The 22,839-nt window shown below is 54.5% G+C and carries 16 protein-coding genes and 3 rRNA genes; 6 read left to right on the top strand and 13 right to left on the bottom strand.

Features of this window, described 5'->3' with window-relative positions; all coding sequences use genetic code 11:
* Window positions 1-12: 12 nt before the first annotated feature.
* The 3 genes from N7D90_RS16865 to N7D90_RS16875 are packed head-to-tail and all read right to left on the bottom strand — an operon-like array spanning window position 13 to window position 2,326.
* Window positions 13-1,347, bottom strand: coding sequence for a sensor histidine kinase (locus N7D90_RS16865; protein WP_261739075.1), 1,335 nt, complete (start codon window positions 1,345-1,347; stop codon window positions 13-15).
* On the bottom strand, window positions 1,344-2,012 hold the full coding sequence (locus tag N7D90_RS16870; protein WP_261739076.1) for a response regulator transcription factor: 669 nt from the start codon (window positions 2,010-2,012) through the stop codon (window positions 1,344-1,346). The genes N7D90_RS16865 and N7D90_RS16870 overlap by 4 nt, the downstream gene beginning before the upstream one ends.
* Complete coding sequence (locus N7D90_RS16875; protein WP_261742467.1) at window positions 2,012-2,326, bottom strand: PepSY domain-containing protein; 315 nt, start codon at window positions 2,324-2,326, stop codon at window positions 2,012-2,014. Before N7D90_RS16875 ends, N7D90_RS16870 begins: the two co-directional genes overlap by 1 nt.
* Window positions 2,327-2,532: 206 nt before the next feature.
* Between N7D90_RS16875 and queD the strand changes: the two genes are divergently transcribed.
* A complete protein-coding gene (gene queD / locus N7D90_RS16880; protein ID WP_019410510.1) occupies window positions 2,533-2,889 on the top strand; it encodes a 6-carboxytetrahydropterin synthase QueD in 357 nt (118 codons plus the stop codon).
* A gap of 157 nt (window positions 2,890-3,046) precedes the next feature.
* On the opposite strand, the gene rrf is transcribed toward queD, so the two are convergent.
* The 3 genes from rrf to N7D90_RS16895 all read right to left on the bottom strand — a co-directional run bounded on the left by rrf (window position 3,047) and on the right by N7D90_RS16895 (window position 8,077).
* Window positions 3,047-3,162 (bottom strand): 5S ribosomal RNA (gene rrf / locus N7D90_RS16885).
* A 159-nt stretch (window positions 3,163-3,321) separates the two neighbouring features.
* Window positions 3,322-6,213 (bottom strand): 23S ribosomal RNA (locus N7D90_RS16890).
* A 327-nt stretch (window positions 6,214-6,540) separates the two neighbouring features.
* Window positions 6,541-8,077, bottom strand: a 16S ribosomal RNA gene (locus N7D90_RS16895).
* Together the 16S, 23S and 5S rRNA genes form the textbook arrangement of a ribosomal RNA operon.
* A gap of 599 nt (window positions 8,078-8,676) precedes the next feature.
* On the opposite strand from N7D90_RS16895, the gene rhtA reads away from it, so the two are divergent.
* Both rhtA and N7D90_RS16905 read left to right on the top strand, forming a co-directional pair.
* On the top strand, window positions 8,677-9,576 hold the full coding sequence (rhtA, locus tag N7D90_RS16900; protein WP_261739077.1) for a threonine/homoserine exporter RhtA: 900 nt from the start codon (window positions 8,677-8,679) through the stop codon (window positions 9,574-9,576).
* 141 nt (window positions 9,577-9,717) lie between these two features.
* On the top strand, window positions 9,718-9,999 hold the full coding sequence (locus N7D90_RS16905) for a hypothetical protein (RefSeq protein WP_261739078.1): 282 nt from the start codon (window positions 9,718-9,720) through the stop codon (window positions 9,997-9,999).
* A gap of 57 nt (window positions 10,000-10,056) precedes the next feature.
* Here the strand turns inward: N7D90_RS16905 and N7D90_RS16910 are convergent, their stop codons facing one another.
* Together N7D90_RS16910 and N7D90_RS16915 are read right to left on the bottom strand one after the other, a co-directional pair.
* Window positions 10,057-11,877, bottom strand: coding sequence for an aminopeptidase P family protein (locus tag N7D90_RS16910; protein WP_261739079.1), 1,821 nt, complete (start codon window positions 11,875-11,877; stop codon window positions 10,057-10,059).
* Between the two features lie 59 nt (window positions 11,878-11,936).
* Window positions 11,937-13,106, bottom strand: coding sequence for a cysteine desulfurase family protein (locus tag N7D90_RS16915; protein WP_261739080.1), 1,170 nt, complete (start codon window positions 13,104-13,106; stop codon window positions 11,937-11,939).
* Between the two features lie 331 nt (window positions 13,107-13,437).
* On the opposite strand from N7D90_RS16915, the gene N7D90_RS16920 reads away from it, so the two are divergent.
* Both N7D90_RS16920 and N7D90_RS16925 read left to right on the top strand, forming a co-directional pair.
* Window positions 13,438-14,523, top strand: a complete 1,086-nt coding sequence (locus N7D90_RS16920; protein WP_261739081.1) for a sigma-54 interaction domain-containing protein — start codon at window positions 13,438-13,440, stop codon at window positions 14,521-14,523.
* 203 nt (window positions 14,524-14,726) lie between these two features.
* Window positions 14,727-15,506: a TSUP family transporter gene (locus tag N7D90_RS16925; protein WP_261739082.1), complete on the top strand. Its 780-nt coding sequence runs from the start codon at window positions 14,727-14,729 to the stop codon at window positions 15,504-15,506.
* On the opposite strand, the gene nudC is transcribed toward N7D90_RS16925, so the two are convergent.
* The 5 genes from nudC to gnd form a co-directional block, all read right to left on the bottom strand.
* Window positions 15,474-16,304 carry an NAD(+) diphosphatase gene (gene nudC / locus N7D90_RS16930; protein ID WP_261739083.1) on the bottom strand — a complete coding sequence of 277 codons (831 nt, stop codon included), beginning with the start codon at window positions 16,302-16,304 and terminating at the stop codon, window positions 15,474-15,476. The two genes, N7D90_RS16925 and nudC, sit on opposite strands and share 33 nt — an antisense overlap.
* Before the next feature lie 30 nt (window positions 16,305-16,334).
* Window positions 16,335-17,147: a crotonase/enoyl-CoA hydratase family protein gene (locus N7D90_RS16935; protein WP_261739084.1), complete on the bottom strand. Its 813-nt coding sequence runs from the start codon at window positions 17,145-17,147 to the stop codon at window positions 16,335-16,337.
* Window positions 17,148-17,270: 123 nt separating this feature from the next.
* The gene (locus N7D90_RS16940; RefSeq protein ID WP_261739085.1) at window positions 17,271-18,089 is read right to left on the bottom strand and encodes a Cof-type HAD-IIB family hydrolase; all 819 of its coding nucleotides are present in this window, start codon (window positions 18,087-18,089) and stop codon (window positions 17,271-17,273) included.
* A complete protein-coding gene (gene zwf, locus N7D90_RS16945) occupies window positions 18,086-19,609 on the bottom strand; it encodes a glucose-6-phosphate dehydrogenase (RefSeq protein ID WP_261739086.1) in 1,524 nt (507 codons plus the stop codon). The genes N7D90_RS16940 and zwf overlap by 4 nt, the downstream gene beginning before the upstream one ends.
* Complete coding sequence (gene gnd / locus N7D90_RS16950) at window positions 19,606-20,586, bottom strand: phosphogluconate dehydrogenase (NAD(+)-dependent, decarboxylating) (protein WP_261739087.1); 981 nt, start codon at window positions 20,584-20,586, stop codon at window positions 19,606-19,608. Before gnd ends, zwf begins: the two co-directional genes overlap by 4 nt.
* Before the next feature lie 362 nt (window positions 20,587-20,948).
* On the opposite strand from gnd, the gene N7D90_RS16955 reads away from it, so the two are divergent.
* The gene (locus N7D90_RS16955; RefSeq protein ID WP_261739088.1) at window positions 20,949-22,691 is read left to right on the top strand and encodes a phosphoethanolamine transferase CptA; all 1,743 of its coding nucleotides are present in this window, start codon (window positions 20,949-20,951) and stop codon (window positions 22,689-22,691) included.
* The last annotated feature ends 148 nt before the right edge of the window (window positions 22,692-22,839 follow it).

Below are 22,839 nucleotides of genomic sequence, written 5' to 3' on the forward strand. Positions count from 1 at the left end.
GCGATGACGGCTTTAAGCCGTCGTCGCCTTTGGCGTACGCCCCGGGAGTTTGATTCTTACCAGCAGCCCGCCCAACGTACCCGTATCAAGCTGCATCTCCCCACCCCAGGCATCAACAATGTCTCGCACAATCCCCAGCCCCAGGCCATGACCACTGGTTTGCTCGTCCAGACGCGTGCCTCGGCTGAACACCTGATCACGCTCGGTCGCCGGAATACCCGGACCATCATCCTGCACCTCGATCAAAAACCCGCTTGGCATTTGACTAACGCTTAGCTCTACCTGGGAGTCGGCCCATTTGCAGGCGTTATCCAATAGATTGCCGAGCAGCTCGAGCATGTCCTCCCGGTCCCAGGGTAAATGGATGCCCGGCGAAGCCTTGAGTATCAACTCCAGATGATCGCCGTGAATCATGCCCAAAGTCGACAGAAGCCCAGGCAGTTCTGCATCGGCATCAAATTGAGCACCCGGCAACGCATCACCTGCAAGGCGTGCACGATTGAGTTCACGACTCATACGCTGCTGTATCTGCTCCAACTGCTCACGCAGTGTTTTTTGGATCTGAGGATAAGCTGCAAGCCGCGGATCATTGGCCAGGCTGACTAAGACCGCCAACGGTGTTTTTAATGCATGGCCCAGATTGCCCAGTGCATTACGCGAGCGCTTGAGATTGTCTTCGGTATGAGCCAGCAAATGGTTTACCTGCGTGACCAACGGCTCAAGCTCAAGGGGCACCTGTGCATCAAGTTGCGAGCGCTGGCCTGACTGCAATTGAGCAATCTGTTTACGTGCAGTCTCCAATGGCCGCAGAGCACGGCGCACAGTAATTCGTTGCAGCAGCAATACAATGATCAGGGCCAGGACACCAATGCCCAGACCGATCCGCTGAACTTGCTTGAAGCTATCCCGGATCGGTGTGTAGTCCTGAGCCACGCTGATGGAGACCACCTGACCAAGACGCCGATAGTCACTGCGCAAGACCAGCAGCATCTGCCCTTCAGGGCCAGGTTGTAGCACGCTGTCCAATCCAGGCTGGCTGAGTCGCGGCAATTGAGCGTCCCACAGCGAGCGTGAGCGCCAGTGAGTATCACCAAATTCGATGCTGAAATAGTGCCCGGAGAAGGGACGTTGATACGCTGGCGATACTCGCCGCTCATCCAACTGCAATCCCTGGGGACCGCGGCTCAATGCCATCAGCAAATTTTCGCTGTCATTCTTCAGGCCAGATTCCAGGTAGCTCTGCAGGCCATTTTCGAACAACCAGAGACTGACCTGGCCTACGACCAGACCTGCAACCAACAGAACACTGACCAAGCCCAGGCTCAAACGCCTCTGAATGGATTTCACTGGCCAACAGCGCCGAAAATATAACCCTGGCCACGCCGGGTTTCGATCACGGCCCGCCCTAGCTTGCGACGCAGGTGGTTCACATGGACCTCAAGCACATTAGAGTCACGCTCGGTCTCGCCATCGTAGAGATGCTCAGCCAAATGACTCTTGGAGAGAATCTGCTGCGGATGCAACATGAAATACCGCAGAAGGCGAAACTCGGCAGCGGTCAGCTGTACTTCGGCCCCGTCATTGATCACACATTGACGTGCCTCATCCAAATGCAGCCCCGCAGACTTCAATAAAGGCTGATTCGCTTGACCGTGAGAGCGACGCAATAGTGCCTGTACCCTCAACTGCAGCTCTTCAGGATGGAAAGGCTTGGTCACATAATCATCTGCACCGGCTTTAAGACCATCAATGCGCTCAGACCAGGAACTACGGGCAGTCAGAATCAGTACCGGCGTTGCCAACCCCTGCGCACGCCATTGTTTGAGAACATCGATGCCGGAAATTCCGGGTAAGCCCAAATCGAGAATAATCAGGTCATACGGCTCACTTTGCCCTTGATAAAGGGCATCACGCCCATCGGCCAGCCAATCAACCGCATAGCCCAATCGAGTCAGGCCGGCCATCAGTTCGTCGGCCAAAGGGACATGATCTTCCACCAGCAACAACCGCATTAATCGTCTACCTCGTCTTTGAGCAATTGACCATTACTGGCGTTCAGCTTGATCTCACGGACTACGCCACTGGGCGTAAGCAGTTCAACCTCATAAACATAAACGTCGTCATCCTCTTCAAGCTCCACTTCCAGCAGCTTTGAACCTGGATAGCGCTCGAGGGCTTTTTGAAGCAGTTGCTCCAGAGGCTGAATGAGACCTTTCTCGCGCAAATGCAGCGCCTCGTCTTGCCCCAAGTCCCGCGCGAAGGCCAAAGAACAGAAAGCAGAAAACATCAGCACGACCAATCCGCCAACTCGTACGTTCACTGTCATCACTTGCCTTTACGGCCTCCGTCCAGCGTCGTTATGCGACATCAAAAACACAAAGCATAGCGTTGCTGGCTTAATTGAAACTGAATCGGCCTGGCGAGGCTCCGGAATGAGGGAGGTATACACCTGCACCTGAGTGTTAACTGCTAAACTGCGAGCCTGTATTTATCGCTCAGGCGATAGTCACTTCTTCAAGAGCTATAAACATTGTGGAAATTTTCAAAGAGTTTACCTTCGAATCTGCGCATCGCCTGCCTTATGTTCCTGAAGGCCATAAATGCGGCCGCTTGCATGGTCACTCATTCAAGGTGGCGATCCATTTAAGCGGCGATATCGACCCTGCAACAGGCTGGATCCGTGACTTTTCGGAAATCAAAGCGATTTTCAAACCGCTTTATGAGCTGCTTGATCACAATTACTTGAACGACATTCCGGGCCTGGAAAATCCAACCAGCGAAGTATTGGCAAAGTGGATTTGGCAACAGCTCAAACCTTTGCTTCCAGAACTGTCGGCGATACGCATTCATGAAACCTGCACCAGTGGCTGTATCTACTACGGTGACTGAATCGCAGGTTCAAAAAAACCACCTTTCGGGGTGTTTTTTTTTGCTCCGGGAAAAGTATGGTCAAGCTGTAATTCCAGGCATTGCGTTAGCCGCAACTTTTCTCGGCACAAAAACAAACCCCCTGTCTGCGTGAGCAGACAGGGGGTTTGGAATTTAATCTTGACGATGACCTACTCTCACATGGGGAAACCCCACACTACCATCGGCGATGCATCGTTTCACTACTGAGTTCGGGATGGGATCAGGTGGTTCCAATGCTCTATGGTCGTCAAGAAATTCGGTAGCCAGGTCGTTTGCCTTTCGGCTTACGCTCCAGCGAATGGGTATGTAATAGAGGGTGTTTTGTGAACGCAAACTTTCGGTTTGTATCGTCTTCACACACCGCAACTTGCAGGCTCTTGTATTCAAGGGCGCAAATTGCTTGGGTGTTATATGGTCAAGCCTCACGGGCAATTAGTATTGGTTAGCTCAACGCCTCACAGCGCTTACACACCCAACCTATCAACGTCGTAGTCTTCGACGGCCCTTTAGGGAACTCAAGGTTCCAGTGAGATCTCATCTTGAGGCAAGTTTCCCGCTTAGATGCTTTCAGCGGTTATCTTTCCCGAACATAGCTACCCGGCAATGCCACTGGCGTGACAACCGGAACACCAGAGGTTCGTCCACTCCGGTCCTCTCGTACTAGGAGCAGCCCCTCTCAAATCTCAAACGTCCACGGCAGATAGGGACCGAACTGTCTCACGACGTTCTAAACCCAGCTCGCGTACCACTTTAAATGGCGAACAGCCATACCCTTGGGACCGGCTTCAGCCCCAGGATGTGATGAGCCGACATCGAGGTGCCAAACACCGCCGTCGATATGAACTCTTGGGCGGTATCAGCCTGTTATCCCCGGAGTACCTTTTATCCGTTGAGCGATGGCCCTTCCATACAGAACCACCGGATCACTAAGACCTACTTTCGTACCTGCTCGACGTGTCTGTCTCGCAGTCAAGCGCGCTTTTGCCTTTATACTCTACGACCGATTTCCGACCGGTCTGAGCGCACCTTCGTACTCCTCCGTTACTCTTTAGGAGGAGACCGCCCCAGTCAAACTACCCACCATACACTGTCCTCGATCCGGATAACGGACCTGAGTTAGAACCTCAAAGTTGCCAGGGTGGTATTTCAAGGTTGGCTCCATGCAGACTGGCGTCCACACTTCAAAGCCTCCCACCTATCCTACACAAGCAAATTCAAAGTCCAGTGCAAAGCTATAGTAAAGGTTCACGGGGTCTTTCCGTCTAGCCGCGGATACACTGCATCTTCACAGCGATTTCAATTTCACTGAGTCTCGGGTGGAGACAGCGCCGCCATCGTTACGCCATTCGTGCAGGTCGGAACTTACCCGACAAGGAATTTCGCTACCTTAGGACCGTTATAGTTACGGCCGCCGTTTACCGGGGCTTCGATCAAGAGCTTCGCGTTAGCTAACCCCATCAATTAACCTTCCGGCACCGGGCAGGCGTCACACCCTATACGTCCACTTTCGTGTTTGCAGAGTGCTGTGTTTTTAATAAACAGTCGCAGCGGCCTGGTATCTTCGACCGGCGTGGGCTTACGCAGTAAATGCTTCACCCTCACCGGCGCACCTTCTCCCGAAGTTACGGTGCCATTTTGCCTAGTTCCTTCACCCGAGTTCTCTCAAGCGCCTTGGTATTCTCTACCCAACCACCTGTGTCGGTTTGGGGTACGGTTCCTGGTTACCTGAAGCTTAGAAGCTTTTCTTGGAAGCATGGCATCAACCACTTCGTTAACTAAAAGTTAACTCGTCATCAGCTCTCGGCCTTAGAATCCCGGATTTACCTAAGATTCCAGCCTACCACCTTAAACTTGGACAACCAACGCCAAGCTGGCCTAGCCTTCTCCGTCCCTCCATCGCAATAACCAGAAGTACAGGAATATTAACCTGTTTTCCATCGACTACGCTTTTCAGCCTCGCCTTAGGGACCGACTAACCCTGCGTCGATTAACGTTGCGCAGGAAACCTTGGTCTTTCGGCGTGGGTGTTTTTCACACCCATTATCGTTACTCATGTCAGCATTCGCACTTCTGATACCTCCAGCAAGCTTCTCAACTCACCTTCACAGGCTTACAGAACGCTCCTCTACCGCATCACCTAAGTGATACCCGTAGCTTCGGTGTATGGTTTGAGCCCCGTTAAATCTTCCGCGCAGGCCGACTCGACTAGTGAGCTATTACGCTTTCTTTAAAGGGTGGCTGCTTCTAAGCCAACCTCCTAGCTGTCTAAGCCTTCCCACATCGTTTCCCACTTAACCATAACTTTGGGACCTTAGCTGACGGTCTGGGTTGTTTCCCTTTTCACGACGGACGTTAGCACCCGCCGTGTGTCTCCCATGCTCGGCACTTGTAGGTATTCGGAGTTTGCATCGGTTTGGTAAGTCGGGATGACCCCCTAGCCGAAACAGTGCTCTACCCCCTACAGTGATACATGAGGCGCTACCTAAATAGCTTTCGAGGAGAACCAGCTATCTCCGAGCTTGATTAGCCTTTCACTCCGATCCACAGGTCATCCGCTAACTTTTCAACGGTAGTCGGTTCGGTCCTCCAGTTAGTGTTACCCAACCTTCAACCTGCCCATGGATAGATCGCCCGGTTTCGGGTCTATTCCCAGCGACTAGACGCCCTATTAAGACTCGCTTTCGCTACGCCTCCCCTATTCGGTTAAGCTTGCCACTGAAAATAAGTCGCTGACCCATTATACAAAAGGTACGCAGTCACCCAACAAAGTAGGCTCCCACTGCTTGTACGCATACGGTTTCAGGATCTATTTCACTCCCCTCTCCGGGGTTCTTTTCGCCTTTCCCTCACGGTACTAGTTCACTATCGGTCAGTCAGTAGTATTTAGCCTTGGAGGATGGTCCCCCCATATTCAGACAAAGTTTCTCGTGCTCCGTCCTACTCGATTTCACTGCAAAGATGTTTTCGCGTACAGGGCTATCACCCACTATGGCCGCACTTTCCAGAGCGTTCCGCTAACATCAATACAGCTTAAGGGCTGGTCCCCGTTCGCTCGCCACTACTAAGGGAATCTCGGTTGATTTCTTTTCCTCAGGGTACTTAGATGTTTCAGTTCCCCTGGTTCGCTTCTTAAGCCTATGTATTCAGCTTAAGATACCTAACTTATGTTAGGTGGGTTCCCCCATTCAGACATCTCCGGATCAAAGTCTGTTTGCCGACTCCCCGAAGCTTTTCGCAGGCTACCACGTCTTTCATCGCCTCTGACTGCCAAGGCATCCACCGTATGCGCTTCTTCACTTGACCATATAACCCCAAGCAATCTGGTTATACTATGAAGACGACATTCGCCGAAAATTCGCATGTTCAATTAAGAACTCATTCACAAATTTTACCTTAGCCTGAATAAACACCAGTGAAAGTGTTATCCAGTCTAACTTTCTATTACATACCCAAATTTTTAAAGAACGATCTAATCAAAAGATCAGAAATCAACATTCACTCTCTTTCGAGAAAATGTTCATTTCTAAGCTTTACGATAGAGAAGCCGTACAACTTAAGTGGCTTCTACCGTCTTTTACAGTGAATCAAGCAATTCGTGTGGGAACTTACGGAGCAGCTGATGTCGTCGATTAAGGAGGTGATCCAGCCGCAGGTTCCCCTACGGCTACCTTGTTACGACTTCACCCCAGTCATGAATCACACCGTGGTAACCGTCCTCCCGAAGGTTAGACTAGCTACTTCTGGTGCAACCCACTCCCATGGTGTGACGGGCGGTGTGTACAAGGCCCGGGAACGTATTCACCGTGACATTCTGATTCACGATTACTAGCGATTCCGACTTCACGCAGTCGAGTTGCAGACTGCGATCCGGACTACGATCGGTTTTATGGGATTAGCTCCACCTCGCGGCTTGGCAACCCTTTGTACCGACCATTGTAGCACGTGTGTAGCCCAGGCCGTAAGGGCCATGATGACTTGACGTCATCCCCACCTTCCTCCGGTTTGTCACCGGCAGTCTCCTTAGAGTGCCCACCATTACGTGCTGGTAACTAAGGACAAGGGTTGCGCTCGTTACGGGACTTAACCCAACATCTCACGACACGAGCTGACGACAGCCATGCAGCACCTGTCTCAATGTTCCCGAAGGCACCAATCTATCTCTAGAAAGTTCATTGGATGTCAAGGCCTGGTAAGGTTCTTCGCGTTGCTTCGAATTAAACCACATGCTCCACCGCTTGTGCGGGCCCCCGTCAATTCATTTGAGTTTTAACCTTGCGGCCGTACTCCCCAGGCGGTCAACTTAATGCGTTAGCTGCGCCACTAAGAGTTCAAGACTCCCAACGGCTAGTTGACATCGTTTACGGCGTGGACTACCAGGGTATCTAATCCTGTTTGCTCCCCACGCTTTCGCACCTCAGTGTCAGTATCAGTCCAGGTAGTCGCCTTCGCCACTGGTGTTCCTTCCTATATCTACGCATTTCACCGCTACACAGGAAATTCCACTACCCTCTACCATACTCTAGCTTGCCAGTTTTGGATGCAGTTCCCAGGTTGAGCCCGGGGATTTCACATTCAACTTAACAAACCACCTACGCGCGCTTTACGCCCAGTAATTCCGATTAACGCTTGCACCCTCTGTATTACCGCGGCTGCTGGCACAGAGTTAGCCGGTGCTTATTCTGTCGGTAACGTCAAGACAGTCACGTATTAGGTAACTGCCCTTCCTCCCAACTTAAAGTGCTTTACAATCCGAAGACCTTCTTCACACACGCGGCATGGCTGGATCAGGCTTTCGCCCATTGTCCAATATTCCCCACTGCTGCCTCCCGTAGGAGTCTGGACCGTGTCTCAGTTCCAGTGTGACTGATCATCCTCTCAGACCAGTTACGGATCGTAGCCTTGGTGAGCCATTACCTCACCAACTAGCTAATCCGACCTAGGCTCATCTGATAGCGCAAGGCCCGAAGGTCCCCTGCTTTCTCCCGTAGGACGTATGCGGTATTAGCGTCCGTTTCCGAACGTTATCCCCCACTATCAGGCAGATTCCTAGGTATTACTCACCCGTCCGCCGCTCTCAAGAGAAGCAAGCTTCTCTCTACCGCTCGACTTGCATGTGTTAGGCCTGCCGCCAGCGTTCAATCTGAGCCATGATCAAACTCTTCAGTTCAAACATCTTTGGGTTTTTAAGAAACCCTAAACTTGGCTCAGCAATCGTTGGTTACATCTTTGATTTCTCGCGGAGTAACTTGTGATGCTGATAATCTTGTTGACTATCAGTCTGACTCCACAAGCACCCACACGAATTGCTTGATTCAGTTGTTAAAGAGCGGTTGGTTAGCTTTCGCTGAACCGAGGCGCGCATTCTACAGCAGCCTCTGTTGCTGTCAAGCGGTTATTTTAAGATGTTTTCAAAGTTTCCTCTGTAACATCAACCACTTGCGCTTTCGATCTCTCGTTAGCGGGAGGCGAATTCTACAGCGTTACACGCTGCTGTCAACACCTCATTTCCTGCTTCGATGACTTGAAGCTGACACTGCCGAAAACCAATCCAACTCATTGAAACTCAAGGAGTTTTCCGTTTCGACTGCGCCGGAAGTGGGCGAATTATAGGCCGTTAGAATTCCAAGTCAAGCATTAACCCAAACTATTGACCGAAGCAGCTCTATAGATAGCGAAAACCGGATAAGTGCGCAGTATATTGCACATTCGGCATTACTTAAGCATGATGCCTGACCTCTAGGCCCCATACCCCAGGCACTCTCTGTAATGACAAAGCTCCCTCATAGCCTCTTATCGACGCTATTCCCTGTCGGCCTGCTGCTTATCGCCATGGCCTCGATACAATCTGGCGCATCGCTGGCAAAAAGCATGTTCCCCATTATCGGTGCCCAAGGAACAACCAGCCTGCGCCTTACCTTCGCCAGCCTTATCATGCTGCTGATACTGCGCCCGTGGCGAGCCAAGCTCACTGCGACATCCCTGAAGACCGTGATTGTTTATGGGATAGCCCTGGGAGGAATGAACTTCCTCTTCTATATGTCACTGCGCAGCGTTCCGCTGGGCATTGCTGTTGCCCTGGAGTTTACGGGGCCATTGGCGGTAGCTATTTATAGCTCCCGCAGACCAATCGACTTTATATGGATAGGTCTGGCCATTACAGGGCTGCTACTGCTCATACCGATTGGTGAAAGCGCTCAAGGAATAGATCCCGTTGGTGCCGGCTATGCATTAAGCGCCGGGGTCTGCTGGGCGCTGTACATTCTTTATGGCCAGAGGGCCGGTGCTGACAACGGAGTACAGACAGCGGCCCTAGGGGTGATCATTGCAGCCTTGTTTTTCGCGCCTATTGGCGTTTACCACGCAGGAGCAGCACTACTGACACCGGGCATCATCCCCATAGCCATTGGTGTAGCGCTATTGTCGACCGCTGTGCCTTACACACTGGAGATGATCGCTCTAACGCGCATCCCCACCCGCACATTCGGCACCCTCATGAGCATAGAACCCGCCTTTGGCGCACTGTCGGGCCTGCTGTTTCTTAATGAGGTACTGTCATTCACCCAATGGATGGCCATTTCTTGCATCATTCTGGCTTCAATCGGTGCGACTTTAACGATGCGTAACCACTCAAAACCTATCATTGCTGACAAGAAGGCAGCTATTTGACAGAGTTCTGGTAATTGACTCTCGTTTAAGGGATGTTTGTCACTTGAACCGATTCCGGATGAGAATTCCCATCGGAGCAATCGATTCATAGTCACCGATACCCGCATCCCGTAAATCCGACGCAAACGCTTAAGGACAGGAATGAAACGAATTTTGGTAGCTTTAGCCGTGCTCGCCTTAACCGGCTGCGCTGCAACCTCAGAAACAGCCGTCAAGCATGGCAAACGAGGCTTGCATATCAATTGCTCTGGATTGTCCTCATCCTGGAACAAGTGCTACGACAAAGCCGTCAAGTCCTGTGGCAGCAAGGGATACCGAGTGGTCGCCAAATCGGGGGATGCCGCCGAAGAACCGGGAGATTACCCGTTCGGCTTGAACCCGGCCGGTTATACCAGTCGCAGCATGATCGTTATCTGCAAGTAGCGACCCGCGCCATAATAATGCCCAGCAGTCGACCAGGCCGACTGCAGGGCATAGACATCAGCCAGTGATCGAAAATGGCTCAGTGCGAACCAGCAACCACTCGAGAGCGGCCCCCGCAAGCAGCGGACTCAAGCGCTCGCGAACCTGTGCATGATAAGCATCAAACCAGTCCAGCTCCTCACGCGTCAGCAACGAAGGCTCCAGGCAGCGAGTGTCAATCGGGCACAGCGTCAGAGTTTCAAACTTCAGAAACACCCCAAACTCTGAAGTCCCTGCCTCACGGTTCAGCACCAGGTTCTCGATCCTCACCCCCCAGCGACCCGGACGATATGTCCCGGGCTCAATCGAGGTAATCATCCCCACTTGCATCGCCGTATGCGGTGCAGGTGCAGCCTGATAGGCAATAACCTGTGGGCCTTCATGCACATTGAGGAAATAGCCGACGCCATGTCCTGTGCCATGCCCGTAATCGACGCTCTCAGCCCAAATCGGCGCCCGTGCAATCGAGTCCAGCAAGGGTGACAGGATTCCTTTCGGGAATTGAGCCCTGGACAGAGCGATTACACCTTTAAGTACACGGGTACAGTCGCGCTTCTGCTCTGGCGTTGGCGTACCCACTGGAACCATGCGCGTGATATCAGTTGTGCCTCCAAGGTACTGTCCACCAGAGTCGATCAACAACAAGCCGTCGCCCTCGATCACCGCATGCTCTTGCTCGGTTGCGTGGTAATGCGGCATTGCACCATTGGCATTGAACGCGGCGATAGTGTTGAAGCTCAGCGATACAAAGCCGGGGCGGCGGGCACGAGCAGCGGTCAGTTGCTCATCAATCGTCAATTCAGTGATGCGCTCACGCCCAAGAGCTGTTTCAAGCCAAGCAAAAAACTCACAGAGGGCAGCGCCATCCTGCTCCATGGCCTGACGAATATGGACCGCGTCATCAAGACTCTTTTGTGACTTGGCCAGGGTGGTTGGGTTCAGGCCTTCGACCAGTTTTACTTCAGGCTGCAAATGGCCAAGCAGCCCACAGGTCACGCGCGCGGGATCGACCAGCAAACGGGTTGCAGCAGGCAAGGACGCCAGAGCCGCGTTGACCTCAGTGTAATCACACAGCTCAACACCCTCCCCCTCAAGCCTCTCTCGCAGTTGTGCACCGACTTTATTCAGATCCAGGAACAAGGTTGCCCGCACTTGCTCGATTATGGCAAACGATACGAACACTGGATTAAAGGAGACATCCGAACCACGCAGGTTAAACAACCAAGCAATGTCATCCAGGGTTGCAATGAAATGTGCATCGGCCTTGCGCTGCGTTAGGGTCTCGCGCAACTGCACCAGCTTTTCAACGCGGCTGACTGTCGCTTGCGGTGGCAAGTGCTCATAAACCGGCTGCACCGGAAGTGCCGGACGGTTTTCCCAAACCAGATTTAGCAGATCGATATCAGTACGCAGGACTGCACCGCGCTGCTTGAGCCTGCTTTCAAGTGTTCGCGCCGAGGCCAACGCGAGAACGGCGCCATCAACCGAAACCGTTGCGCCCTCAGGCGCTTGCTCAGCCAACCACTCCAGAGGGCCGGGCTGGCCGGGCACCAGCTTGACGAGCTCGATGGTGCTGCCACTCAGCTCTTTGCTCGCTTGCTCCCAGTAACGGCTGTCCGCCCAGAGCCCGGCAAAAGTTGGAGTCACAATCAGGGTTCCGACAGAACCATGAAAGCCTGACAGCCACTGGCGACCCTGCCAATACGCGGGCAAGTACTCCGAGAGATGGGGATCGGCCGACGGCACCAGAAGCGCGAAAATACCATTCTGGCTCATCAACGCACGGGTGCGCGCCAAGCGCTCCACCACCGACTCCGAATTCAACAACTGAGTGCTCATTCTGTCTCCTGCTTGCCACTGGTAATTATTATTGGTTGCCAATGATGATGGATCAGCCACTAAGGTTGGGCAACCGCCCAAAAAGGTGCGGGCGCAGCGACAGAAGCCTTGATCGCCTTCACTGCAACATCTATATCCTGCTCGCGGGTGAAACGGCCAAGACTCAAACGAATCGTTCGGCTCGCCTTATCTGCATCATGCCCCAATGCCAGCAGCACGTGGGACGGCGCATTGCTGGCCGAGTTGCATGCCGACGTTGCCGAGTATGCCAGCGCAGCACTCAAGGCCGCACTGTTGAAGAGCCCTTCGCTAAAGGTCAGGCTCAAGGTGTGGGGAATGCGCTGTGTCGGACAACCATTACACTGCAGCCCCGGCACATCAGCCAGTTGCTCGAGCAAACGCTCACGCAAGTGGCCGATATGAGCCAGCTCCTGAATAAATTCCTGACTGGCCAGCGCAAATGCTGCGCCCATGCCTGCGATCTGGTGCGTGGCCAGGGTTCCTGAACGCAAGCCAGACTCGTGTCCGCCGCCATGAATCTGCGCCTGCAGCCGGTCCTGGGCTCGCGCCCCCACATACAAGGCACCGATCCCTTTGGGGCCATAGATCTTGTGCCCGGAAAACGACATCAGATCTACCGCCCACTCATCCAGATCGATGGCGATCTTGCCCGCGCCTTGCGCGGCATCAACATGAAACAACGCACCATGCTCGCGCACCCGCCGACCAATACCCGGGATGTCATTGACCGTACCCAGTTCATTGTTGACCAGCATCAACGAAACCAGCAGCGTATCTTCACGCAGCGCAGCACTGACCTGTTCAGCACTTACAAGCCCATTGGCATCGGGTGCCAGATAGGTCACCTCAAAGCCCGAATTCTGTAAAAAACGTGCCGTATCCAGCACCGCCTTATGCTCAATCTGGCTGGTGATGATATGCCCATGCGACTGGCCACTGGCCTGAGCCACACCTTTTAACGCCAGGTTGTTGGACTCGGTGGCGCCCGAGGTCCAGATAATCTGCTCGGGCCTTGCATTAATCAGTTGCGCTACCTGTTCACGTGCCAGCTCTACTGCAGATCGGGCTTGCTGGCCAAAGACATGAGAGCCCGAAGCCGGGTTACCAAAATTACCTTCAAAGCCCAGGCAATCGACCATCACCTGAATGACACGGGCGTCCACAGGCGTGGTGGCAGCGTAATCGAAATAAATAGGTCGCTTGTTCATTGTCCAAACCCACTGAGCGCGTTCTGGAATCAGGCAGTGCTTGATATCAGAATAGTGAAGCCGCATGAAAAGGCGGCTGTAAGAAATACCCGATTGAGTCAGGCGAAAAAAGGTGTTTCCGGAACAAAATACGTAGGAAAAATCCCAAAGTCAGACCATCTGGGAAGCAAGGTCTTATAAGGCGCTAAAAACAGGTGCTGACGCAAGTCTGATATGCAATATCGATATATAAATATGGAATTAGGTTAGTTTACGGAATATCAAAATAACTTTATAAAGCAGCCTTCGGCTTTCCTTTTGTGGGCAGAGCCCCTGTTAAAAGGAGCTGTCAATGCAGCTTTTAACATTACCTGCCACCCCGGCACTGGCCACGTCAATACGCGCCACGGCCCAGGTTTTTGAAGACCCTGCGTCCAAAGACCTGCTGGCGCACCTGCAACAAATAGCCCCCAGTGACGCCAGTGTGCTGATCATTGGCGAGACCGGTACGGGCAAGGAACTGGTCGCCCGGCATATTCACCAACTCAGCCATCGCCACCAGCAGCCTTTTGTGGCCGTTAACTGCGGAGCATTTGCCGAGTCACTGGTCGAAGCCGAACTGTTCGGCCATGAAAAGGGCGCGTTCACAGGTGCGCTGACCGCCAAGGCCGGCTGGTTTGAGGAGGCCGATGGCGGCACCTTGTTTTTGGATGAAATCGGCGACTTGCCGTTGACCATCCAGGTAAAGCTGCTGCGCGTCCTGCAAGAACAAGAAGTCGTGCGGCTGGGCTCACGCAAAAGCACACCGATCAACGTTCGCGTGCTGGCCGCAACCAACGTCAATCTGGAACAAGCCATCGACGCTGGCCATTTCCGAGAGGACCTGTATTACCGCCTCAATGTGGTTAGCCTCGCGCTGCTCCCATTGCGCGAACGCCCTGGCGACATACTGCCGCTGGCCAAGCACTTTCTTAAAATCTACCGCCAACGGCTACCGCACGGACCGACAGCCCTGAGCCCGTGCGCTGAAGAGGCACTGATCAGCCACCCTTGGCAGGGCAATATTCGCGAACTGGAAAACGTTGTGCACCACAGCCTGCTCCTGTGCCGCAATCAAACCATCACGGTGCAAGATCTGCGTTTGTCCCAGTTACGCAGCAGGCGCCCGGACTGCTCTGCACAGCAGTCCGCCACGCACACTACCCGGGACTTGTTGCAGCGCGCATTTCGAGAACTGTTCGAAGAAGAACCAGGAGCCTTGCATGAAACCGTGGAAGACGCCCTGCTACGCAGCGCCTATGAGTTTTGCCATCACAATCAGGTACACACTGCCAAGCTGCTGGGTTTGAGTCGTAACGTCACGCGCACACGCCTGATCAAGCTCGGAGCACTGTCAGTCAACACCCGGCGAGTGGAAGCCGATGCCCTCGCCTATTGATAACACTCGCACACCATCAGCAATTGCCTGACAACAGCACAGAGCGGTTTGCAGCACCGCTCCAAGTACCGTCGGGCAATCAGCGCGATGTCTATTGAACCGCCCCACCACAAAAGGCCTATCGCCGCTGTTCACGCTTATCGGTAAGATGACGCCCTTCCCGCGCGTCTGCGCTGTACGTCCTGCCGAATTAAGTCGATCCCATGCCTTTTGAACTCAGCGTAGATTTGACCACCCTCGCCATTCTGGCTCTCGTGGCTTTTGTTGCCGGATTTATCGACGCCATTGCCGGCGGCGGAGGCTTGCTCACCACCCCCGCCCTGCTCACCGCAGGCCTGCCGCCACATCTGGTGCTGGGCACCAACAAGCTCAGCTCGACATTCGGCGCGGCCACGGCGAGCCTCACCTTTTACCGACGCAAGCTGTTCCACCCCCGGGAGTGGAAGCTGGCCATCTTCGGCACTCTCGCAGGCGGCCTGATCGGTGCAACCACCGCCCACTACATGCCCGCCGACTGGCTGAACAAAATGCTGCCGGTGATTGTTTTCGGCTGCGGGCTCTACCTGCTGTTTGGCGGTACGCCCAAAACCCCGATCGACAACGATGCGCCGATCAAAAAGAAGTGGCAGTTGCCGCTAGGTTTTGGCCTGGGTTTCTATGATGGCGTGGCAGGGCCAGGAACAGGCGCGTTCTGGACCGTCAGCAGCATGCTGATGTACCCGATCGACCTGGTGAAGGCCAGTGGCGTGGCCCGCAGCATGAACTTCGTAAGTAATATCGCGGCGCTGTCGGTGTTTATCTTCTCCGGCCACGTGGACTGGGTGATCGGCCTGACCATGGGTTTCGCCGTCATGATCGGCGCCTTCTTTGGCGCCCGCAGCGCGATCAGCGGCGGGGCCAAATTTATACGCCCGGTGTTTATCACCGTAGTGCTGGGTTTGACCGTGCGCCTAGCTTGGCAGCACTGGTTCGGCATGGCCTAAGCGTTTTGCCACATACAAGTCGATGAGATAGCGCGCGATTGAGCGCGACGCTGGCAACGGCGGTAGCTGGTGCACATTGAACCACTGCGCATCTTCTATCTCATCGGCCTGGGGCACGATTTCACCCCCTGCATATTCAGCGTGAAAACCCAGCATCATCGAATGCGGAAACGGCCAGCACTGGCTGCCCACATACTGGATGTTTCTGACCTCGACCTGCACCTCTTCACGGACTTCACGAATCAGGCAATCCTCGGCGGATTCTCCCGGTTCGGCGAACCCTGCCAAGGTGCTGTAGACCCCTGGCACAAAGCGCGGTGAACGGGCCAGCAATACCTCATCGCCCCGGGTAATCAACACAATCATGCTCGGCGAGATACGCGGGTAACTGCGCAAGTCGCAGGTTGCGCAATGCATCGCACGCTCCCTTGGCACCTGCGTCATTGCCTGACCGCAGCTACCGCAAAAACGATGCTCGCGAGCCCAGGTGCCAATTTGCGCGGCATAGCCGAGCACCTTGTACAGGGTGTGATCGTCACCCAGCATAAATGCGCGCAAGCCCTGCCATTCACAACCCTCAACGTGCGCTGCACGATCCAGCTCCAGCAGATACACCGGTTCACCGTCCAGGTGGCCGATGCCATGCTCGGCCAGCACCGGCAGGTCCTGACGCTTGAGCCAGTTGCGGGGAAACAACGGGCCGTTGCCGTCAATCAAAAAGCCGTCGGGGCCGCGCGCCACGGCCCAGCCGCCAGGTAGGTCTGTATCCAGTACTGCCGTGATCCAACGCGGTGCCATTAAATGATCCTTGCTCAGGTTACAAAGTCGTCAATCCACAAACTCGGGTTTTTGCTTGGTCATGTGCGCCGCCATCGCCAAACGCAGGTCGCTGGATTGCAGCATCGCTGCGTTCCATGTCGCGACATATTCCAGACCGTCATCCACACTGTGATCACGCATATAGCTGATCATCCGCTTGGTTCCCGCAATAGCGATGGGGGACTTGCCGGCGATTTCATCGGCAATCGCCATAACGCCGTCAAGCAACGCCTGTTGATCACTGTAGACCCGGTTCACCAAACCGATCGTGCGGGCTTCATCCGCCGCGACCATCCGGCCGGTGTAAGCCAGCTCACGGAGCATGCCATCACCGATGATGCGCGGCAGTCGCTGCAGAGTGCCCACATCCGCGGCCATGCCCATGTCGATTTCCTTGATCGAGAACTGCGCGTCCGCGGCGGCGTAGCGCATGTCGCAGGCGGCTATCAGATCGATCGCACCCCCCAGGCAGTAACCCTGAATGGCGGCCAGTACAGGTTTTCGACACTGGTCCACGGCAGTAAACGAGGCCTGCATTTGCAGGATCTTGCGTCGTAGCAAGCGGGCATTGCGCCCCACATCCTTGCCCATCTCATTGGCCACCGAGGCCAGGAGCATCAGGTCAATACCGGCGGAAAAATGCTTGCCTGCACCACTGAGCACCACAACCCGCACGGCGTCGGTTTCATCAATCCACTGGAATATCTCGATGATTTCGGTCCAGAACGCCGCATTCATCGCGTTGACCTTTTCAGGCCGGTTGATCTGAACGTGGGCGATGCTGCCTTTTAGCTCAACCTGAAAAGCCTGGTAGTCGGACATAACCTGAATCCTTTGTAGGGCGCTGCCGCCGGTCAATGAACGGCGGACTATAACAAGCCTTGCAGGCCCCAGGCAGGCCGCGATTACGCCAAGTTACGGACAAAATGACCTACATGAAAAACTTCAGCGCGGCAGAATAAAGCGCTCAATCGCCTGAGCAACGCCATCTGCAACATTACTGCCGGTGACCTGCATCGCTTGCTCGCGAATCTGCGCATCGGCCTGACCCATTGCAATCGACAACCCGGCGCGATTAAACATCGCCGGATCATTGCCGCCATCACCGATTGCTACCGTCCGCTCAAGCGGTACGCCCAGATGCTCGGCCAAGGCGACAAGAGCATCGCCTTTATTGGCCTTGAGGGCGGTGATATCCAGATAACGGGACTGCGAACGGCTGGCTGACGCTTCCCCGCTCAACAACAACTGCAAATGTTGCTCAAGCTCCACCAACAGCGGCGCATTGCTGGTGGTGGCCACGATCTTGTCCACCCGGTGCAGATAGGGCTCAAAACTCTCGACCGCCAGCGGCGCATAACCCAGGCCCTGCTGCTCGTGGGCAACCATCGGCCCTAACGGATCGCGCAACAGCCACTCATCGTCAGCGAACACCCAGACTTCAACTTCATGCTCAGCCAACAAGGCGAGGGTCTTGAGGACCGCTTCGTACGGCAAGTGGTGGGACTGCAGATAGCTGCCATCGGCGTTGACCAAAACCCCACCATTGAAGCCCGCTGTAGGCAGCTCAATACCCAACTGCCTGATAAATTCGCGCATGGCTCTGGGCGGACGGCCGGTGGCCAGAGTGAAATGAATGCCTGCCGCTTGCAGTGCCTTGACTGCCGCAAGGTTGCGCGGGCTGATGGTGTGGTCGGGCAACAGCAAGGTGCCATCCATGTCGCACAGCACCAGTTCGATGGGTTCTTGCTTCACGCCACTCATCCTATGTTGAGCCAGGCGCGACCATCGCGAGCCAGCAGTTCTTGAGCCGCCTGCGGGCCATCTTCGCCAGCCTTGTAAGGTTGCACGTCAGTGTTTTCACGCCATGCATCCAGAAAAGGCTGCACGCCACGCCAGCCGTTTTCGATATTGTCCGCGCGCTGGAACAATGTCTGATCACCGGTCAGGCAGTCATAAATCAAGGTTTCGTAGCCGGTAGACGGCTGCATCTCGAAGAAGTCCTTGTAGGCAAACCCCAACTCGACATTGGTTGTTTTCAGGCCTGGGCCCGGACGCTTGGCCTGAAGGTCAAACCACATTCCTTCGTTGGGTTGAATCTGAATCCGCAAATAGTTGGGCTGCAACCGCTCGACATCGGTGTCGCGGAATTGCGCATAAGGCGCCGGTTTGAAGCAGATGGCGATTTCAGTGTCGCGCGCGCTCATGCGTTTGCCGGTACGCAGATAAAACGGCACACCGACCCAGCGCCAGTTATCGATCATTATCTTGAGCGCAACAAAGGTTTCGGTATTGCTGTCAGGCGCCACGTTGTTCTCTTCGCGATAACCCACGACCGGCTTGCCGCCGGACTCACCCTGGGTGTACTGCCCGCGCACAGAGTTTTTCAGCGCATCTTCCTCGGACCAGGGACGAATCGCGCCAATGACTTTGGCCTTTTCGCCGCGCACCGCATCCGCCCCAAACGCTGCGGGCGGCTCCATCGCCACCATCGCCAGCAGTTGAAACAAATGATTTGGCAGCATGTCGCGCAAAGCGCCGGTGTGTTCGTAAAAACTGCCACGTGTCTCGACCCCAACGGTTTCTGCCGCCGTGATCTGCACATGGTCAATGTAATGATTGTTCCAGAAGGCCTCAAAAAGCCCATTGGAGAAACGGCTGACCAAAATGTTCTGGACAGTTTCCTTGCCCAGGTAATGGTCAATCCGATAGATCTGCTTCTCGCTCATGACATCAAGCAGGCATTCATTCAATGCTTGCGCTGTCTGCACGTCCGAGCCAAAAGGTTTTTCAATGACTACCCGGCGAAATGCATCCGGGGTTTCCTTGAGCAACCCGCTGGCGCCCAACCGCTGCACGACTTCGCTGAAAAAGCGGGGTGCAGTGGCCAGGTAGAACACCGCATTGCCCGTACCACTGGCGATGATTTTCTGCCCCAGCGCCCCGTAGGTGCTGTCATCCAGAAAGTCGCCCTGCACGTAGCTGATGTTCTTCGCCAACGAGGCCCACAAATCGGCATTCAAGCCTTGGCCATCAGGATGATCCACTTTGCTGGCGGCTTCAGTTCGAATGAAGTCTTCCAGCTTTTTGGCGAAACCCTCATCGCTGATCGCATTGTGGTCGACGCCCACAATGCGCAGGCCATCATCCAGTAAACCGTCACGACTCAAGTTGTACAGCGCGGGCATCAGCAAGCGCTTTACCAGATCACCGTGAGCCCCGAACAAAAACAGAGTGGTAGGTGGCGCAGGCTTGACGTTGGGTTTACTGGACAGATCGGTCATTTTTTAGGCGTCTCCACATGGCCGCCGAAACCAAAGCGCATGGCCGACAACAATTTGTCGCCATAGAGGCTTTGCTGACGCGAACTGTAGCGGGCAAACAAGGCCTGCGACAACACCGGCACCGGCGTCGACTGTTCCATAGCGGCTTCGATAGTCCAACGGCCTTCACCGCTGTCCGCCACGGCGCCCGAGTAACCGTCCAGCGGCTCATCAGTGGCCAATGCGTCGGCAGTCAAGTCCAGCAACCAGGACGAAACCACGCTGCCACGACGCCATACTTCCGCGATATCACCCAGGTTCAGGTCAAAACGCTGATCTTCAGGCAGATTTTCACCGCCCTTCATCTTCATCAGGTTGAAACCTTCGGCGAAAGCCTGCATCAAGCCGTACTCAATACCGTTGTGAACCATTTTCACAAAATGGCCTGCACCCGCTGGGCCTGCATGGATGTAACCACGCTCGGCACGATCATCGTCAGACACACGGTCCTTGGTGCGCGGGATATCACCCATGCCCGGCGCCAGCGCTGCAAACAGCGGGTCCAGGTGCTTCACGACAGCGCTGTCTCCACCGATCATCATGCAATAACCGCGCTCCAGGCCCCACACGCCGCCCGATGTACCGACGTCAACGTACTGCAGGCCCTTTTCGGCCAGCGACTGCGAACGACGGATGTCATCTTTGTAGAAGGTGTTGCCGCCATCAATGATGATGTCATCGGCGTCGAGCAGTTGGCTCAAGGTCTCGATGGTCTCTTCGGTTGGCGCGCCGGAAGGCAGCATCACCCAGACAGCACGAGGTTTGGCCAGGCCTGCAACCAGCGCTGGCAAATCGGCAACGCCTGTGGCGCCTTCCTGTTCCAGAGCACTTACAAAGTCGGTATTGCGGTCAAAAACCACGGTTGTATGCCCATTGAGCATCAGACGCCGCGCGATATTCCCGCCCATACGGCCCAATCCAATAATTCCCAACTGCATGTACTGTTGCTCCCAACGACAAAAAATAGGTCTAAAGCACCTTAGTGCAGCATTGCTTAAGGTGCTCGGCCAGGATCAGTCCTGGCACATGGTGCATAGTTTCGCACAAGCTGAAGGACATATACCCGATTCAATACATGCAACAGACGGACGAAGCAGCAAAGACTGCAAAAGTTACAAGCCTCAGGGTCGCCTGAGCAAGCCGATCTGCCCCGACAGTCGCCACTGTTGGTGACAAAGTTTTCACATGCACTTCGCAATACTTAAACACTTTGCGACTGCTCATCATTGATGCAGTTCTCATGTGTTGTGCCTGCCTACACGGCACTAACCAATCAAGTAGTTATCGGCTGGAGCGCTGTATGGGGATGTTTAAACGCAGTAACACATCTGCGAAGGGGTTCGACTGGGCGGCCCTTGGGTGGCTGTTTCTATTCTTCTGGTATTTCTCCGGCATCACCCAACTGCTGATCCAGCTGACGGGCACCTCGGGGTTTTCAGGGTTTCGCCAAGCCTTTGTGATGAGCGCCATCTGGCTGGCCCCGATGCTGATGTTTCCCAAGCATACCCGCGTCATGGCTGCCGTTATCGGCGTCGTTCTGTGGGCATGCTCCATGGCCAGCCTTGGCTACTTCTTTATCTATCAGCAAGAGTTCTCACAAAGCGTCATCTTCATCATGTTCGAATCGAACATCTCCGAAGCTGGCGAATACATGACCCAGTACTTTGCCTGGTGGATGGTCCTGGCATTCCTGGCGCATACCGCTTTTGCCGTGTTCCTCTGGACTCGCCTGCGCCCGGTGTATCTGCCCCGCGTGCAAGCCTGGACCGCAGCAATCGCCATACTGGTGGCCGTTGTCGGTTATCCGCTGATCAAGCAAACCATCAAGCACGACACCTTTGCCTCGGCCATGGAAAGTTTCGAAAGCCGTGTCGAACCAGCAGTGCCATGGCAGATGGTGGTGGCTTATCGCCGTTATCTTGAGCAACTGGACAACATGCAAGGCATGCTTGCCAGCGCCAGCAAGATCCCACCCCTGACCAACCTCAAGGACACTGAAGCCGGCAAACCCACCACCCTGGTTCTGGTCATTGGCGAGTCCACCAACCGCCAGCGCATGAGCCTTTATGGCTATCCTCGCGAAACCACACCCAACCTCGACAAATTGCGCGATCAACTGGCGATTTTCGACAACGTCGTGACTCCACGTCCTTACACCATCGAAGCCCTGCAGCAAGTGCTGACGTTTGCCGACGAAGAAAACCCTGACCTGTACCTCAGCACCCCGTCACTGGTCAGTGTGATGAAGCAAGCCGGTTACAAGACCTTCTGGGTGACCAACCAGCAGACCATGACCAAGCGCAACACCATGCTCACCACTTTCTCCGAGCAGGCTGACCAGCAGGTCTACCTCAACAACAACCGTAACCAGAACGCCCGTCAGTACGACGGCGATGTACTTGAGCCATTCAACAAGATCCTTGCCGACAGTGCCCCGCGCAAGCTAATCGTGATTCACCTGCTCGGCACCCACATGAGCTACCAGTACCGTTACCCGCCGACCTTCGAAAAATTCGTCGACCGCACCGGTGTACCGTCTGGCCTTACCGATGATCAAGTACCTACGTACAACAGCTACGACAACGCCGTTTTGTATAACGACTTTGTGGTATCAAGCCTGATCAAGGACTTTGCCAAGACCGATCCCAATGGTTTCCTGCTGTACCTGTCCGACCACGGCGAAGACGTGTTCGATTCGGTCGGCCACAACACGTTGGGGCGTAACGAAGCCAAACCGACCGCGCCGATGTACACCATTCCGTTTATGGCCTGGGCCTCGCCAAAATGGCGTGAAAGCCATGCCTGGAATTTTGCCAGCGACCTCAGCCGCCCTTACAGCAGCTCGCAGTTCATCCATACCTGGACAGACCTGGCAGGCCTGAGTGCCGACGAGCTCGACGATAAAAAGAGCCTGGTCAGCGATCAGTTTGTCGCCCGCCCGCAACTGATTGGCGATCCTTACTCGCGCCCGCAAAAAGCCTTGATCGACTTCAGCCTGATCAAACCCAAACCTCCTGCTCCGGGAAGTGTGGCCACGCAATAAAAAAACGCTGCGGGGCGCCAATACCGCTCCGCACGTTTTAGTTCAACGTTACACATACCCAGAAACAACAATAAGTCTCATTTGCCTTAACTCGTCCCCTTGTTATTCGTTTGAAGCACTAGACAACTTCAGATCAATAACAAGGAGC

Origin of the sequence: Pseudomonas fragi (genome assembly GCF_025426255.1) — a bacterium.
Classification (GTDB): domain Bacteria; phylum Pseudomonadota; class Gammaproteobacteria; order Pseudomonadales; family Pseudomonadaceae; genus Aquipseudomonas; species Aquipseudomonas kulmbachensis.